General features: G+C 67.8%; 12 protein-coding genes and 1 tRNA gene. 7 read left to right on the top strand and 6 right to left on the bottom strand.

Annotated features, from left to right (window positions below; all coding sequences use genetic code 11):
- On the top strand, positions 1-711 hold a 711-nt coding region (locus tag AC0KUR_RS31140; RefSeq protein WP_473376842.1), incomplete at its 5' end, for an aminotransferase class III-fold pyridoxal phosphate-dependent enzyme.
- A 226-nt stretch (positions 712-937) separates the two neighbouring features.
- On the opposite strand, the gene cysC is transcribed toward AC0KUR_RS31140, so the two are convergent.
- From cysC to AC0KUR_RS31160, 4 genes are all read right to left on the bottom strand, one after another.
- Positions 938-1,480, bottom strand: coding sequence for an adenylyl-sulfate kinase (gene cysC / locus AC0KUR_RS31145; RefSeq protein WP_034188971.1), 543 nt, complete (start codon positions 1,478-1,480; stop codon positions 938-940).
- Between the two features lie 134 nt (positions 1,481-1,614).
- Positions 1,615-1,917 carry a hypothetical protein gene (locus AC0KUR_RS31150; protein ID WP_473376843.1) on the bottom strand — a complete coding sequence of 101 codons (303 nt, stop codon included), beginning with the start codon at positions 1,915-1,917 and terminating at the stop codon, positions 1,615-1,617.
- A 203-nt stretch (positions 1,918-2,120) separates the two neighbouring features.
- Positions 2,121-2,195, bottom strand: a tRNA-Val gene (locus tag AC0KUR_RS31155).
- 96 nt (positions 2,196-2,291) lie between these two features.
- Positions 2,292-3,194, bottom strand: a complete 903-nt coding sequence (locus tag AC0KUR_RS31160) for a LysR family transcriptional regulator (RefSeq protein WP_124609681.1) — start codon at positions 3,192-3,194, stop codon at positions 2,292-2,294.
- Between the two features lie 178 nt (positions 3,195-3,372).
- Between AC0KUR_RS31160 and AC0KUR_RS31165 the strand changes: the two genes are divergently transcribed.
- From AC0KUR_RS31165 to AC0KUR_RS31175, 3 genes are all read left to right on the top strand, one after another.
- A complete protein-coding gene (locus tag AC0KUR_RS31165) occupies positions 3,373-5,124 on the top strand; it encodes an acyl-CoA dehydrogenase family protein (RefSeq protein WP_069706955.1) in 1,752 nt (583 codons plus the stop codon).
- Positions 5,121-6,356: a CaiB/BaiF CoA transferase family protein gene (locus tag AC0KUR_RS31170; RefSeq protein WP_473376844.1), complete on the top strand. Its 1,236-nt coding sequence runs from the start codon at positions 5,121-5,123 to the stop codon at positions 6,354-6,356. The genes AC0KUR_RS31165 and AC0KUR_RS31170 overlap by 4 nt, the downstream gene beginning before the upstream one ends.
- An 88-nt stretch (positions 6,357-6,444) precedes the next feature.
- Entirely contained in the window at positions 6,445-7,857 is a 1,413-nt protein-coding gene (locus AC0KUR_RS31175; protein ID WP_059562051.1) for an MFS transporter, read from the top strand.
- A 106-nt stretch (positions 7,858-7,963) separates the two neighbouring features.
- On the opposite strand, the gene AC0KUR_RS31180 is transcribed toward AC0KUR_RS31175, so the two are convergent.
- A complete protein-coding gene (locus AC0KUR_RS31180) occupies positions 7,964-8,239 on the bottom strand; it encodes an oxidative damage protection protein (RefSeq protein ID WP_006478357.1) in 276 nt (91 codons plus the stop codon).
- Positions 8,240-8,289: 50 nt separating this feature from the next.
- On the bottom strand, positions 8,290-9,669 hold the full coding sequence (gene argA / locus AC0KUR_RS31185) for an amino-acid N-acetyltransferase (protein ID WP_034188966.1): 1,380 nt from the start codon (positions 9,667-9,669) through the stop codon (positions 8,290-8,292).
- Between the two features lie 23 nt (positions 9,670-9,692).
- Here argA and hrpA point away from each other — a divergent pair, with 23 nt between their 5' ends.
- From hrpA to AC0KUR_RS31200, 3 genes are all read left to right on the top strand, one after another.
- Entirely contained in the window at positions 9,693-13,913 is a 4,221-nt protein-coding gene (gene hrpA, locus AC0KUR_RS31190) for an ATP-dependent RNA helicase HrpA (protein ID WP_473376845.1), read from the top strand.
- A 180-nt stretch (positions 13,914-14,093) separates the two neighbouring features.
- Positions 14,094-15,083 (top strand): YVTN family beta-propeller repeat protein, encoded by a 990-nt coding sequence (locus AC0KUR_RS31195; RefSeq protein ID WP_034188964.1) that lies wholly within the window; start codon positions 14,094-14,096, stop codon positions 15,081-15,083.
- Positions 15,084-15,099: 16 nt separating this feature from the next.
- Positions 15,100-16,074, top strand: coding sequence for a sterol desaturase family protein (locus tag AC0KUR_RS31200; RefSeq protein ID WP_034188963.1), 975 nt, complete (start codon positions 15,100-15,102; stop codon positions 16,072-16,074).
- The last annotated feature ends 85 nt before the right edge of the window (positions 16,075-16,159 follow it).

Consider the following 16,159-nt stretch of genomic DNA (forward strand, 5'->3'; position numbering starts at 1 on the left):
AACGTTGCCGCGTTCATCGGCGAGCCGTTCCAGGGCGCGGGCGGCGTGATCTTCCCGCCGTCGACGTACTGGCCGGAAATCCAGCGGATCTGTCGCAAGTACGACATCCTGCTTGTCGCCGACGAGGTGATCGGCGGCTTCGGGCGCACCGGCGAATGGTTCGCGCATCAGTACTTCGGTTTCGAGCCGGACCTGATCACGATGGCCAAGGGCCTCACGTCGGGCTACGTGCCGATGGGGGCGGTCGGCATTCACGAGCGCGTGGCGCGGCCGATCATCGACAACGGCGAATTCAATCACGGCCTCACGTACTCGGGCCATCCGGTCGCGGCGGCCGTCGCGGTCGCGAACCTGAAGCTGCTGCGCGACGAAGGCATCGTCGAGCGCGTGAAGACCGATATCGGGCCGTATTTCCAGCGTCGGCTGCGCGATGCGCTGGGTGACCATCCGATCGTCGGGGAGATTGCGGGCGCGGGGCTCGTCGCAGGCGTTCAGCTTGCGCGCGATCGCGGCCGGCGCGAGCGGTTCGGTGCGGACGTCGATATCGGCACGATCTGCCGCGACTTCTGCTTCAACGGCCACCTGATCATGCGCGCGACCGGCGACCGGATGCTGCTGTCGCCGCCGCTCGTGATTCGCGAGGCGGAAGTCGACGAGATCGTCGACAAGGCGAAGCATGCGTTCGATGCGACGGCGGAGCGGGTGGGGTAAGTCGTGCAACGATTCGGCCGTGCTCGCGTGGCCGCGACTCGATCATGTCGCAGCGCGTTGCGGCTTTACCGGCGGACATTCGGTGAATGCCGGTGGACCGGACCGGTTTGGCGGTGACGGCGACTCCGCCGTGTGGTGTTTCCTGCGCCGGACCGGCCATGACGGCCGGTCCAGTCGGTGCAACGTGAACCGCGCGTTGCCTGAAGGGGAATAAAACCGCGCGGTATCAAACGTGCGTGAACCGCTGCCGCTCGAAGGCCATGATGTGCGCAACCGAAGACGCGATATCCATCGCTCCGGTTTCGACGACGACATCGGGCGCGGCCGGAACTTCGTAGGGATCCGAGATGCCGGTGAATTGCGTCGTCTGGCCGGTGAACGCTTTTGCGTAAAGCTGCTTCGGATCGCGTGCGGAACAGGTTGCAATATCGGTTTTCAGATAAACCTCGACGAACCGATCTGCGCCCACGATATGTCGTGCCCGTTGCCGGTCGGCTTCATAAGGCGAGATCAGCGCGACGATGACGGTAAAACCCTGCGCATTGAGCAATTTCGCCATTTCGGCGGTGCGACGGCAGTTCTCGGTACGATCTTCCCGCGAGAAACCGAGATCGGGAGACACGCCCGCCCGCAATTCGTCGCCGTCGAGTATGCATGTCGGAATATCGCGCGCGCGCAACTGCCTGGCGATCTCGCGCGAGAGGGTTGACTTGCCGGCGCCGCTCAGACCGGTAAGCCACAGGGTGTAGTCGTTCTTCTCTTGTGCCATGGGTGTCAATCTCTATCACCAGCTCTGACCATCGCAAGTCAAGATTTCGTGCCTAAATGCGATGCCGATTCGGCTGGTTGTTATTTGGTGTAAGGATTCTATGCATCCGGATTTCTACAAATGTTACAGAAGAATTACCAAAAATTACACTGGCAATTTTCTTTCTTTCGTGTTGAAAGCTTGCTAATGGCCTGAATGAAATGTCTGATCTTTGTTCGTCCGCCGGGTCGGAAGACGGTGTGGTACCAGCGGACGTTGATCCGCGAAGAAATGAACGATTTTGCCGTTGATCGCGCATTTCCCTGATTTGCATCAGCCGATACAAGCAATCGATGCTTGGCAAATTGACGCGCATCGATGGCCATCAAAGTTTGAGAGACAGCGTTCCTGCGCGGGATTCCGATTGGCAATGCGGCGATATTGTTGGAAAAGCGCACGGAACTCCAGCGCGTTGACCGCGAGGACATTGATTTTCCGCAGGTGAAAATCCGCGCGCGCGCAGGAAATCCGCGCGCGCGCAGGAAGGGGCGTGTTGATCGAGGCCGCGGATACGTGGAGGAGGTGACAACGGCTGCGTCGTGAATCCGGCGCGGCAAAACGAAAAGGCCCTGCGTCGTGAGACGCAGGGCCTTGAATTCTTTGGTGGGCGGTACTGGGATCGAACCAGTGACCCCTGCCGTGTGAAGGCAGTGCTCTACCGCTGAGCTAACCGCCCAAAGAAGCTGAAATTATGTCAGGGCTTTGAGGGCCTGTAAAGCCCTTTCTGCAAATTTTTTCGAATGTCCGCCGGCACCCGCCGCCGACCGCCCGTTCAGCCCGCGAGCGCGGGCAGCCCGTCGATCGATGCGCGCACGTAGTCGGCGAAGCGTAGCGCGACCGGCTCGGCGGTGCCGCTGCGCTTGAGCGCAAGCGTGCGCGATTCGAGCGACGCATCCTTCAGCGGCCGGAACGCGAGCCGGTCGCTCTTCGCCTGCTGCAGCACGCGCGGCACCAGCGCCACCCCCATCCCGAACTCGATCATTGACAGGATCGTCTGCCACAGCCGCGCTTCGTGGCGGATCAACGGACTGAATCCCGCGTTCACGCACTGCGCGATGATCAGGTCGTGATAGTGCGGCGCCGCTTCGCGCGGAAACAGGATGAACGGTTCCGTCGCAAGCGCGGCGAGCGCGACTTGTCTGCGCCGCGCGAGCGGATGCGCGGCCGGCAGGCAGCACACGAACGGTTCCGCATAGACCGGTACCGATTCGACTTCGGGCGGGAAGTGGCCCCAGTGCGCATAGCCGAGATCGATCTGGCCACGCTGGATCGCCTGCACCTGCGCATGCGTGTTCATCTCGCTCAGCACGACCTCGACGCCCGGGTAGTCGGTTTCGAAGCGCCGTACCGCGTCGGGCAGCCCGCGATACAGCATCGAATGGACGAAGCCGATCCGCAGCCGGCCCGCGAGGCCCGACGCGGAGCGCACCGTCAGGCGCTCGGCCTCGGCCGCCTGCAGCAGCAGCCGGCGTGCCTCGCCGAGCAGCACCTCGCCCGCGTTGGTCAGCGCGACGGTCTTGTTGGTGCGCGAGAAGAGCTGCACGCCGAGCGTGTCCTCGAACTTGCGGATGTCGAAACTCAGCGCCGGCTGCGAGATGAACAGGCGCTTCGCCGCGCGCCCGAAATGCAGCTCCTCCGCGACCGCCACGAAATAGCGCAATTGCCTCAGTTCCACGGTGTCTCCTCCTGGCGTCGGCATCGATAAGCGACATCTATCGTACCGGATGAATCCTGTATTGGACGCTTATCGATCGCGCGCCTACGCTCTGCGGAAGGTTTCGCGCGGAGCCGGCAGCGGGCGGCGGCGCCCGGCCGGCCGGATCAACGCGCAGGCAACTCAGGAGACAACTCGCATGAACGACACCGCTGGCGCGCCGGACCCCGGCACATCCAACATCCCCGACAGCCGGGGCATCAATTTCTTCACCGCCGACACCGACCTCGGCGCGTTGCTGAAGCTGCACCTCGGCGATGCGCACTATGCCGAACTCGAGCCGCAACTGCGCGCGCTCGGGGCACGCGTGTCCGGCGAACTCGACGAATGGGCATCGCGCGCGGACAAGCATCCGCCCGTGCTCGAGCATCGCAACCGGCGCGGCGAGGCCGTGCAGCGGATCGACAAGGATCCCGCGTATGTCGCGCTCGAACGCGTTGCGTATGCGGAGCTCGGGCTCGCGTCGATGAGCCACGGGGCGCAATCCGTGCCGCCGCTCGTCAAGTACGCGCTGACGTTCCTGTTCGTGCAGGCGGAGTTCGGGCTGTGCTGCCCGGTCAGCATGACCGACTCGCTGACGCGCACGCTGCGCCGCTTCGGCGATCCGGCGCTCGTCGCGCGTTATCTGCCGATGCTCGCGTCGCGCGACTTCGACACGCTGTACCAGGGGGCGATGTTCATGACCGAGCAGGCGGCCGGCTCCGACGTCGCGCGGATCGCGACGCGCGCCGCGCGCGAGACGGACGCGCACGGCGGGACCGTCTGGCGCCTGACCGGCGACAAGTGGTTCTGCTCGAACGCGGATGCCGACCTCGCGATGGTGCTCGCGCGGCCCGACGGCGCGCCGGACGGCATCAAGGGCCTCGCGCTGTTCCTGCTGCCGAAGACGCTGCCCGACGGCACGCGCAACCGCTACCGGATCGTGCGCCTGAAGGACAAGCTCGGCAGCCGTTCGATGGCGAGCGGCGAGATCGTGCTCGACGGTGCGCAGGCCTGGCTGATCGGCGAGATCGGCCGCGGCTTTCACCAGATGGCCGACATGATCAACATGTCGCGGCTGTCGAACGGCGTGCGCGCGGCGGGGCTGATGCGGCGCGCGCTGAACGAGGCGCTGCACGTCGCCGCGCATCGCGAGGCGTTCGGCCGCAAGCTGATCGAGATGCCGCTGATGCAGCGCCAGCTGATGAAAATGCTGCTGCCGGCCGAGGCTGCCCGCGCGATGTTCATGCAGATCGCGTTGCTGCTGCCGCAGGCCGACGCCGGTGACGAGCAGGCCGCGCGCTGCGTGCGGATCCTGACGCCGCTGATCAAGTTCCGCGCGTGCCGCGATGCGCGCCGCGTGACGGGCGATGCGATGGAAGTGCGCGGCGGCACCGGCTACATCGAGGAATGGAGCGATGCACGGCTCGTGCGCGATGCGCATCTCGGCTCGATCTGGGAAGGCACGAGCAACATCGTCGCGCTGGACGTTGCGCGGGCCGCGCAGCGCGAGCACGCACTCGACGCGCTGCGCGCGTTCCTCGGCGACCGGCTCGGCGCGGCACCGCTGCCCGACGCGAGCCGCGCGGCGCTGCGGCGCATCCTCGCGCGCGCATGCGATGCACTGGCGCGAGTCGCGGCGGACGGCGACGACGCGCACGTGCGGCAGGCCGCGTCCGCGCTGTACTACGCGAGCGCGGCCGTGCTGATGGCCTGCGAGGGCGTGCGGCTCGCGCCGGATTTCCGGCGTCTCGCGCTCGCGCACCTGCTCGTGCGCCACAAGCTGCTGCCGGTCGATCCGCTCGCGCCGGCGTTGCGCGACGACGAGTCGGCCGCGTTCGATGCGTTGCTGCGCGGCACGCCGGTCGCGCTCGACACGGCGCTCGACCTGCTGCCGGAGGTCGAACGATGAGCGCAACGAACGTAACGAACGTGACGCGCGCGTCCCGCGGTGCGCTGGACGGCCTGAAAGTCGTCGACCTGAGTCGTGTGCTCGGCGGCCCGTACTGCACGCAGGCGCTCGCCGACCACGGTGCGACGGTGGTCAAGATAGAGCCGCCCGCCGGCGACGAAACACGCGGCTGGGGGCCGCCGTTCCTCGGCGACACGGCCTGGTACTTCATGGGCGTCAACCGCAACAAGGAAGGGCTGGCGCTCGACCTGTCGCGCGCCGAAGGGCGCGCGATCCTGTGGCGCCTGCTGGAAGAGGCCGACGTGCTGGTCGAGAACTTCAAGCCCGGCACGCTCGCGCGCTGGGGGATGGACTATGCGCGCGACCTGCAGCCGCGCTTTCCGCGCCTGATCCATTGCGCGGTGACGGGCTTCGGCGACGACGGCCCGCTCGGCGGGCTGCCCGGCTACGACGCGGTGATCCAGGCGATGGCCGGGCTGATGAGCGTCAACGGCGAGCGCGACGGCGACGCGACGCGCATCGGCCTGCCGATCGTCGACATGGTCACGGGGCTCAACGCGCTCGCCGGCATCCTGCTCGCACTCGCGGAGCGCGAGAAAAGCGGGCAGGGGCAGTCGATCGACATCGCGCTGTACGACTGCGGTGTATCGCTGCTGCATCCGCACCTGCCGAACTTCTTCGGCTCCGGGCGCGTGCCGGAGCGCAGCGGCAACGCGCATCCGAACATCGCGCCCTACGACAGCTACCGCACGGCGACCGTGCCGATCTTCCTCGCGGTCGGCAACGACCGGCAGTTCGCGCGGCTCGTCGCGCATCTCGGTGCGCCGGCGCTCGCGGGCGACGCGCGCTTCGTCGATAACCGCAGCCGCTGCGCGCACCGGCCCGCGCTGAAGGCCGAACTGGAAGCGCGGCTCGCCGCGCACGCATGCGAGCCGCTCGCGCGCGACCTGATGGCGGCCGGCGTGCCGTGCGGGCCGGTGCGGACGGTGGCCGACGTCGCGCACGATCCGCATGCGCTGCACCGTAACCTGTTCGTCGAGATCGGCGCGTATCGCGGCACGGCGTCGCCGGTGAAGCTGTCGCGCACGCCGGCCACCTATCGGTCGGCTCCGCCCGCGCTTGGCCGCGACACGCGCGCGGTGCTCGACCGGCTCGGCGTCGATCGTGCGCTTCAGCAGCAACTGCTCGACGCCGGCGTGCTGAAAACGGCGCCGGACCCGGCGCCCGGCTGACATCACGCCGCCGGCCGGCGGCGCGATGCCGGCCACCCGGGAAAGGCGCGCGCGAGTCGCGCCCCCGATCACCCAACAGGAGACATCGATGAGCCGTCCGCAATCCCCGAGCGCCGCGCTGCCGCGGCCTGGCCGCGCCGCCTTCGCGGCGTTCGTCGGCACCACGATCGAGTGGTACGACTTCTACATCTACGGCACGGCCGCGGCGCTCGTGTTCGGCAAGGTGTTCTTCGCGAGCACGATGGACCCGGGCGTCGCGACGCTGCTCGCGTTCGTCACGTTCTGGGCCGGTTTCGCCGCGCGGCCGCTCGGCGGCATCGTGTTCGGGCATCTCGGCGATCGCGTCGGCCGCAAGACCGCACTCGTGATCACGCTGGTGATGATGGGTCTGGCGACGACCGGCATCGGCCTGCTGCCCGGCTATGCGCAGATCGGCGTCTGGGCGCCGGCCGGCCTCGTCGTGCTGCGGGTGCTGCAGGGCATCGCGGTCGGCGGCGAGTGGGGCGGCGCGGTGCTGATCGCGAGCGAAAACGCGCCGAAGCACCGCAGCATCCTGTATGCGGCGTTCGCGCAGCAGGGCTCGCCCACCGGCAACCTGCTCGCCACCGCCGCGTTCTTCGCGCTGAGCGCGCTGCCGACGCCGTCGTTCCTGACGTGGGGCTGGCGCATTCCGTTCCTGCTGTCGGCCGTGCTCGTGATCATCGGCATGGTGATCCGGCTGAAGCTCGAGGAATCGGCCGACATGCAGCGCGTGCTCGCGCGCAAGCGCACGGTGAAGCTGCCGCTGCGCGACGTCGTGCGCGATCACTGGGTGGTCGTGCTGCTCGCGGCCGGCACCTTGCCCGTGATCAACGTCACGTATTTCCGCAGCACGTTCGCGCTGTCGTGGGCGACGAAGGAGCTCGGCTACGCGCAGGGCACGTTCCTCGGCATCCTGTCGATCTCGCTCGTCGTGCAGTTCCTGATGCAGCCGGTCGGCGCATGGTTCGTGTCGAAGGTCGACATGCGGCGCGCGATGTGCTGGATCCTGATTCCGGAAATCGTGCTGATGCCGGTGATGTTCCATGCGCTCGCGACGCGTTCGTACGGGGTCGCCGTCGCGGGCATGTGCATCTCGACGATTCCGTCGGCGATGTTCTACGGCGCGGTCGGCGGCGTGCTCGCGCGCGTGTTTCCGGCGAACATCCGCTATACGGGCCTGTCGCTCGCGTACCAGTTGAGCGCGCTGGTCGTCGGCGGCGGCACGCCGGTGCTCGCGCAGGCGATCCTCAACGCGACGGGCAGCATCGTCGGCGTCGCGGTCGCATCGGGGCTCTACGCGCTCGTGTCGCTCGTCTGCATGCTGGCGTTGCTGAACCGCACCGGCTATCGCGCCGACGAACTGTCGACGGCCGAACGCAGCGATGCGGCGGAATGGGGCACCGAAGGCGGCAGCGCCGACAGCGCGAGCGGCGGCGCGCAACAGCCGGGCGACGGCGGCACGCTGAAACCGGCGGGTTGACGCACGCCGGGCGCATGCGCCCGAAAGAAAAACGGCACCGTGCGGGACACGGTGCCGTTGTTCGTCGGATCATGTGGCCGCGCTGCCGGCGCCGCGCGTCACGTCATCAGCCTTCCGTCGGCGGCACGTAGCCGGACGCCTGGTCCGCGCCGTCGCCGAAGAAGTATTTTTCGGTCTGCTTCATCAGGTACTGGCGCGCACGCGGGTCGGCCATGTTCAGGCGGTTTTCGTTGATCAGCATCGTCTGCTGCTTGAGCCAGCCCTGCCATGCTTCCTTCGAGACGCTCTCGTAAATGCGCTTGCCGAGTTCGCCCGGCAGCGGCGGGAAATCGAGGCCTTCGGCTTCCTTGCCGAGCTTCGCGCATTGGATCATTCGAGCCATCGTGTACTTCTCCTGTAATCGAACTGGGGGGAGGGCAGTCGTGCCTGCGCTCAGAGCTGCTTCATCAGCACGAGCGACTTGCGCTGCCAGTTATAGAGTTTGCGACGGTCTTCCGGCAGGTCGTCGACACTGACCTTGACGAAGCCGCGCTTGAGGAACCAGTGCTCGGTGCGCGTCGTGAGCACGAAGATGTGCGTGAGGCCGCGCGCGCGGGCGCGCTGCTCGATGCGCTTGAGCAGGCGTTCGCCGTCGCCCGAGCCCTGCGCTTCCGGCGCGACCGTCAGGCAAGCCATCTCGCCGATCTTCTCCTGCTGGTACGGGTACAGCGCCGCGCAGCCGAACAGCACGCCATCGTGCTCGATCACCGAGAAGTGGTCGATGTCGCGTTCGATCTGGTGGCGGCCGCGTCGCACCAGCGTGCCGTCGGTCTCGAGCGGCTCGATCAGCGACAGGATGCCGCCGACGTCGTCCGGCGTCGCCTCGCGCAGGCTTTCGAGGTTCTCGTACGAGATCATCGTGCCGACGCCGTCGTGCAGGAACAGTTCGAGCAGCATGCTGCCGTCGAGCGATTGCGGAATCAGGTGCGCCCGCGTCACGCCGCCGCGGCACGCGCGGATCGAGTGCTTCAGGAAGAACGCGTCGTCGCCCTGGATGTTGCCGGAATCGAGCAGCTCGGCCGCCGCGTCGAGCGACATTTCGCGGATCAGCCCGCCTTCGTCGTCGACGATGCCCGGCGCTTCGGTCAGGAAGATGATCTTGTCGGCGCGCAGCGCGATCGCGGCCGCCGACGCGACGTCTTCCATCGACAGGTTGAACGCCTCGCCGGTCGGCGAGAAACCGAGCGGCGACAGCAGCACGAGCTTGCGGCTCGCGAGCGAATGACGGATCGATTCGGCGTCGATCTTGCGCACGATGCCCGTATGCGCGAAATCGACCCCGTCGAGAATCCCCACCGGCCGTGCCGTGACGAAGTTGCCCGACACGACGCTGATGTGCGCGTGCGCCATCGGCGAGTTCGGCAGACCCTGGCTGATCGCGGCCTCGATGTCGAGACGCACTTCGCCGGCCGCTTCCTTCGCGGATTCGAGCGCGCGCGCATCGGTGATGCGCAGGCCGTGCGAAAACTCGGATTCGACACCGTGCAGGCTCAGCTGCTCCTCGACCTGCGGGCGCGAGCCGTGCACGAGCACGATCTGGATGCCCATCGCCTGCAGCAGCGCGATGTCGGACACGAGCGCGTTCAGCAGCCCCTGCTGCACCACCTCGCCGCCGAACCCCACGACGAACGTGCTGTTGCGGAACTTGTGGATATAGGGCGCGACGGAGCGCATCCAGTCGACGAATTGCGCGTGGCTGGCGGCCGAATCGTCGGCGGCCGGCGGCGTCGCGGCGCTGGTCTGGGCGGGGGGGAGGTCGGTTTGGGAATTCATGGGCGGGATTATAATGCGCCCCCATGTCGAATGTTTCTAAAAGTCCCGCGCCGACGCGGGCCAATACGCCGTCGGCCAGGCACCCGGATGGTGCGGCCGACGCACGCGGGCAGCAGGGCCAGCCGCCGCGCCAGCAGCAGGACCAGCCGGCGGCCCCGCCGGCACACGCACCGCGCGGGCCGCGCGGCGACGAACGGCGCGGCGACGAACGGCGCGGCGACGCGCGCCAGCCGGCCGCGAAGGGCGTACCGCAGGCATCGGGCGAGCGCGCCCCGCGCCGCGAGCGTCCGCCGCGAGCGGTCGTCGCGCCGAATCCCGTCCCGCCGATCACGTACCCCGAAAGCCTGCCCGTGTCGGGCAAGCGCGACGAAATCGCGCGCGCGATCGCCGGTCATCAGGTCGTCATCGTCTGCGGCGAAACGGGTTCGGGCAAGACCACGCAGTTGCCGAAGATCTGTCTCGATCTCGGCCGCGGCCTCGGCGCCGGCGGCACGGGCCTGATCGGCCATACCCAGCCGCGCCGGCTCGCCGCGTCGTCGACCGGTCGCCGGATCGCCGAGGAACTCGGCACGCCGTTCGGCGAGGTGGTCGGCTACAAGGTGCGCTTTACCGACAATCTCGCGCCGGGCGCGTCCGTGAAGCTGATGACGGACGGCATCCTGCTCGCCGAGACGCAGACCGACCCGCTGCTGAAGGCGTACGACACGCTGATCATCGACGAGGCGCACGAGCGCAGCCTGAATATCGATTTCCTGCTCGGCTACCTGAAGGAAATCCTGCCGAGGCGGCCGGACCTGAAGCTGATCGTCACGTCCGCGACGATCGACGCCGATCGCTTCGCGCGCCATTTCGGCACCGACGAGCGCCCGGCGCCCGTGATCGAGGTGAGCGGGCGGCTGTATCCGGTCGAGATGCGTTACCGCCCGGTGGCCGAGGATCGCCCGGCCGTGAAGCATGCCGAAGGCACGGGCGGCCGCGACCGGGTGAAGACCGCGCGCGAAGCCGAGCGCGACCTGATGGACGCGATCGTCGACGCGGTCGACGAGCTGTGCCGCGAGGGCCCCGGCGACGTGCTGGTGTTCCTGCCCGGCGAGCGCGAGATCCGCGAGGCGGCCGAGGCGCTGCGCAAGCACCATCCGCCGCACACCGAGATCCTGCCGCTGTTCGCGCGGCTGTCGGCGGCCGACCAGGACAAGGTGTTCAAGGCGTCGAACGCGCGCAGGATCGTGCTCGCGACCAACGTCGCCGAAACCTCGCTGACAGTGCCGGGCATCCGCTACGTGGTCGACACCGGCCTTGCGCGCGTGAAGCGCTATTCGTACCGGAACAAGGTCGAGCAGCTGCAGGTCGAGTCGATCTCGCAGGCGGCCGCGAACCAGCGCGCGGGCCGCTGCGGCCGCGTGGCCGACGGCGTCTGCATCCGCTTGTACGAGGAAAGCGACTACCAGGCGCGCGCGCGCTTCACCGATCCGGAAATCCTGCGCTCGTCGCTCGCGTCGGTGATCCTGCGGATGAAGTCGCTGCACCTGACGGCGATCGAATCGTTCCCGTTCCTCGAACCGCCGCCCGGCCGCGCGATCGCGGACGGCTACCAGTTGCTCAACGAGCTCGGCGCGGTCGACGACGACAACGCGCTGACGCCGCTCGGCCGCGAACTCGCGCGGCTGCCGCTCGATCCGCGCGTCGGCCGGATGATTCTCGCCGCGCGCGACCAGCAGTCGCTGCGCGAGGTGCTGATCATCGCGAGCGCGCTGTCCGTGCAGGACCCGCGCGACCGGCCGATCGACGCGCAGGAGCAGGCCGACCAGGCGCACCGCCGGTTTGCCGACGAGCGTTCCGAATTCCTGCAGTGGCTGAAGATCTGGGCATGGTTCGAAGAGGCCGTCGCGCACAAGAAGTCGAACCGCCAGCTCGTCGACGCGTGCCGCCAGAATTTCCTGTCGCACCTGCGGCTGCGCGAATGGCGCGACGTCCATTCGCAGTTGCTGACCGTCGTGCGCGAGCACGGCTGGCGCCTGAACGAAGTCGAGGCGACCTACGAACAGGTCCATCTGGCCCTGTTGACGGGGCTGCTCGGCAACCTCGGCCTGAAGGCCGACGACGATCCGCACTATCTCGGCGCGCGCGGCATCAAGTTCTACCTGTGGCCGGGCTCCGCGCTCGCGAAGAAGGCCGGCCGCTGGGTGATGGCGGCCGAGCTCGTCGAGACGAGCCGGCTGTACGCGCGCTGCCTCGCGAAGATCGAGCCCGAATGGGTCGAGAAAATCGGCGCGCACCTGCTGAAGAAATCGCTGTCGGAGCCGCACTGGGAAAAGCGCCCGGCGCAGGTCAGCGCGTACGAGCGCGCGACGCTGTACGGGCTGCCGATCTACCACCGCCGGCGCGTCGCGTTCGGCAAGCAGGATCCGGCGCGTGCCCGCGAGCTGTTCATCCGTGGTGCGCTGGTCGAAGGCGAGTTCGACACGAAGCTCGCGTTCTTCGCGCACAACCGCAAGCTGCTCGCCGACATCGAGCAGCTCGAGCACAAGTCGCGCCGTCAGGACGTGCTGGTCGACGACGAGCTGATCTATGCGTTCTACGACCAGGCGATTCCCGAGGGGATCCACACGGGCGCGGCGTTCGAGCGCTGGTATCGCGACGAAGTGAAGAAGGGCGGCCAGCCCGAGGACAAGCTGCGGCTGCTGTACCTGTCGCGCGACGACCTGATGCGCCACGAGGCGGCCGGCGTGACGACCGAGCTGTTCCCGAAGCGCGCGACGATGGCCGGCGTCGAGATGGCCCTCACGTACCACTTCGAGCCCGGCACGCCGCGCGACGGCGTGACGCTCGCGGTGCCGCTGTACGCGCTGAACCAGGTCGATGCGCGCCGCTGCGAGTGGCTCGTGCCGGGGATGCTGAAGGAAAAGGTGCAGCTGCTGCTGAAGTCGCTGCCGCAGAAGCTGCGCCGGCACTGCGTGCCGCTGCCCGAATACGCGGCCGGCTTCGTCGAGCGGATGGGGCGCGAGCGCTTCGGCGCGGGCGGGCTCGTCGAGGCGCTGATCGCCGACGTGCGCGGCGAGACGCAGGTCGCGATGAAGACGGCCGACTTCAAGCTCGAGACGCTGCCCGCGCACCTGTTCATGAATTTCAAGGTGATCGACGAGCACGGCCGCCAGCTGGCGATGGGGCGCAATCTCGCGCAGCTTCGCCAGGAGCTCGGCGCGCAGGCGCAGCAGCAGTTCCAGAAGATCGCGGCGGCGTCGACGATCGCGACGGGCGGCGATGTCGATGCGGGCCAGCCGGTCGGCCAGGCGCCGGCGGCGGCCACGGCCGGTGCCGCCGGCCGTAACGCGAAGGCAGGCAAGGGCGCGGCGCCGCAGACGGCCGCGCCGGCGGAAGCCGGCGCGACGGCGCTGTACGAGAACCTGACGACGTGGAATTTCGGCAAGCTGCCCGAGCTGCTGGAAATCCGCCGGCGCGGCCAGACGCTGTACGGCTACCCGGCGCTCGTCGACCGCGGCACGCATTGCGACGTCGAGGTGTTCGATTCGCCGGAGGAGGCCGCACGCATCCACCGGGCCGGCTTGCGGCGGCTGTTCGCGCTGCAGCTGAAGGAGCCGATCAAGTTCCTCGAGAAGAACCTGCCGGGCCTGCGCGAGATGGCGATGCAGTACATGTCGCTCGGCACGCAGGACGAGTTGCGCGACCAGCTGATCGATACGGCGCTCGACCGCGCGTGCCTGCAGGACCCGCTGCCCGACGACGACGCAAGCTTCCACGCGCGCCGCGACGAGGGCCGGAGCCGCCTGAACCTGCTCGCGCAGGAAATCGCGCGGCTGGTCGGCCAGATCCTCGCCGAATACGCGGGGCTCGTGAAGAAGCTCGCGCAGGCGAAGCCGTTCGCGCAGGCCCATGCGGACCTGCAGCAGCAGCTCGCCGCGCTGGTCGGCAAGCGCTTCGTGATCGACACGCCTTACGCGCAGCTTGCGCATTTCCCGCGCTACCTGAAGGGCATCGCGCTGCGCATCGACAAGCTGAAGGCCGATCCGGCGCGCGATGCGAAGCAGTCGGCCGACCTGCTGCCGCTTGTCCAGCAGTACCAGCGCGCGGTGTCGCAGCGCGGCGGCGTCGCCGATGCGCGGCTCGCGGAATTCCGCTGGCTGCTCGAAGAACTGCGGATTTCGCTGTTCGCGCAGGAACTGCGCACGCCGATGCCTGTCTCTGTCAAGCGTCTGCACAAGGTCTGGGAGTCGATGCAGCGCTAGCGCAACATCGGCGTCCCGGGCCCGCCGCGGCGGATGGCCCCGGCCGGCCGTACGGTGCTTGCCGCGGCGGCTCGTCCGGCCGCCGCGGCGTGCGTCGAAGTGGCGCAATACCGACCGCCGTCAACCGGCGCGGCCGGTTGAACGTTTTACAATGACGGTTGTTCCTCGACGTGAGTCTTCATGCGCACTTTCCTTTCCCTCGGCCGCACGCTCGCGCTGGCCGCCGCCGTACTGGCGCCCGCCGCACACGCGAATAACGTGATCGTCCTCAACTCGGCCGAAGCGACGCTTTCCCTGATCGACCAGCAGACCCGCGAGGTCGTCAGCACGATGCCGACCGGCAAGGAGCCGCATCACCTGATGGCGACGCCCGACAATGCGTCGCTGATCGTCGCCAATTCGGTCTCGAACAGCCTGATGTTCCTCGATCCGAAGACGGGCAAGCTGCAGCGCACCGTCGAAGGGATCGACGATCCTTACCAGCTCGGCTTCTCGCCGGACCGCAAATGGTTCGCGGCGGCCGGCCTGCGGCTCGACCGCGTCGACATCTACGGTTACGACGGCCGCGACCTGCACCTCGTGAAGCGCGTGCCGCTCGCGGTGATGCCGAGCCACCTCGCATTCACGAAGGACAGCAAGACGCTGCTCGTGTCGCTGCAGGTGTCCGGCGAGATCGCGGCGATCGACCTGCCGACGCAGACGGTCAAGTGGAAGATGAAGGTCGGCAAGGTGCCGGCCGGCCTGTGGCTCACGCCGGACGACAAATTCCTGCTGGTCGGGATGACGGGCGCGGATTACGTCGCGGTCGTCGACTGGCGCAACCAGAAGGTCGTCAAGCAGATCTACACCGGCAAGGGCGCGCACAACTTCCGCTCGCTCGCCGACGGCACGCACGTCGCGGTGACGAACCGCGTCGCGAACACGATCAGCATCATCGACGAGAACACCCTCACCAACGTCGGCGACATCACCGGCCTGCTGCCGGGCCCCGACGACATGGAACTGTCCGCCGACAAGAAGACGCTGTGGGTGACGTTCCGCTTCGCGAAGAAGGTCGGGATCATCGACCTGGCGTCGCGCAAGCTGGTGCAGACGATCGCCGTCGGCCGCTCGCCGCACGGCATCTACTTCTACGACCGCGCGCCGTGGAAGGCGGCGAACGGCGCGTGACGGGCGGAGGCGAACGATGCTGCACCTGATCGATGCGTTCGTGTCGGACATCCAGACCTGGCTGTACGTCGACGTCGTGCAGCCGCTCCTCTTCAAGTTCAACCTGATGGACTATGACGAGGACACCTACGACGCGCTGTACTGGGTGATCATCGGCGCGTTGCAGATGGTGCTGATGTTCGCGTTGCTGCGCCCGCTCGAGGCGCTGCTGCCGGTCGAACGCTGGAAAAACCGCCGCGCGGTGCGGGTCGACGTGATCTACACGGCGATCTCGAAGCTCGGCATCTACACGCTGTTCTTCTTCTTCGCGCTGCAGCCGGTGTTCGACAGCTTCCAGTCCTGGCTGCGCCTGCACGGCGTCGCGAACGTCAATCTCGACTACCTGTGGCCGGGCGTGACCTCGCAGCCGATCGTCGCGTTCGCGATCTACCTTGTCGTGCTCGACTTCGCCGGCTACTGGTATCACCGCTGGCAGCACAAGTTCGGCATCTGGTGGGAGCTGCACGCGGTCCATCACAGCCAGCGGCAGATGTCGCTGTGGTGCGACGACCGCAACCACCTGCTCGACGACGTGATCCAGTCGTGCTTTTTCGCGGCGATCGCGCTCGTGATCGGCGTGACGCCGTCGCAGTTCGTCGTGCTGACCGCGTTCACGAACTTCATGCAGAGCATCCAGCATACGAATGCGCGCCTGTCGTTCGGCTGGCTCGGCGAGCGCCTGCTCGTCAGCCCGATCTTCCATCGGCGCCACCATGCGGTCGGCTACGGTCACGAAGGCACCAAGTACGGCTGCAACTTCGGCGTGCTGTTCCCGTGGTGGGACATGATGTTCGGCACCGCGTCGTGGAGTCGCACGGTCGAGCCGACCGGCATCCGCGAGCAGGTCGAGGGCGTGTCCTACGGCGACGGCTTCTGGTCGCAGCACGGCCTCGCGTTCGTGCGGATCTTCCGGCGTCTGTTCCCCGCGAAGCGCGGCGCGGCGTCGGCCTGACGCGATCCCGCTCCCGTTGAACGGCATTCCCACACGGCCCGCATGCGCTTCGGCGCATGCGGGCCGTGTGGTTTATCCTTTCCCC

The sequence above is a fragment of the Burkholderia sp. YHN3-13 genome, from assembly GCF_055810675.1.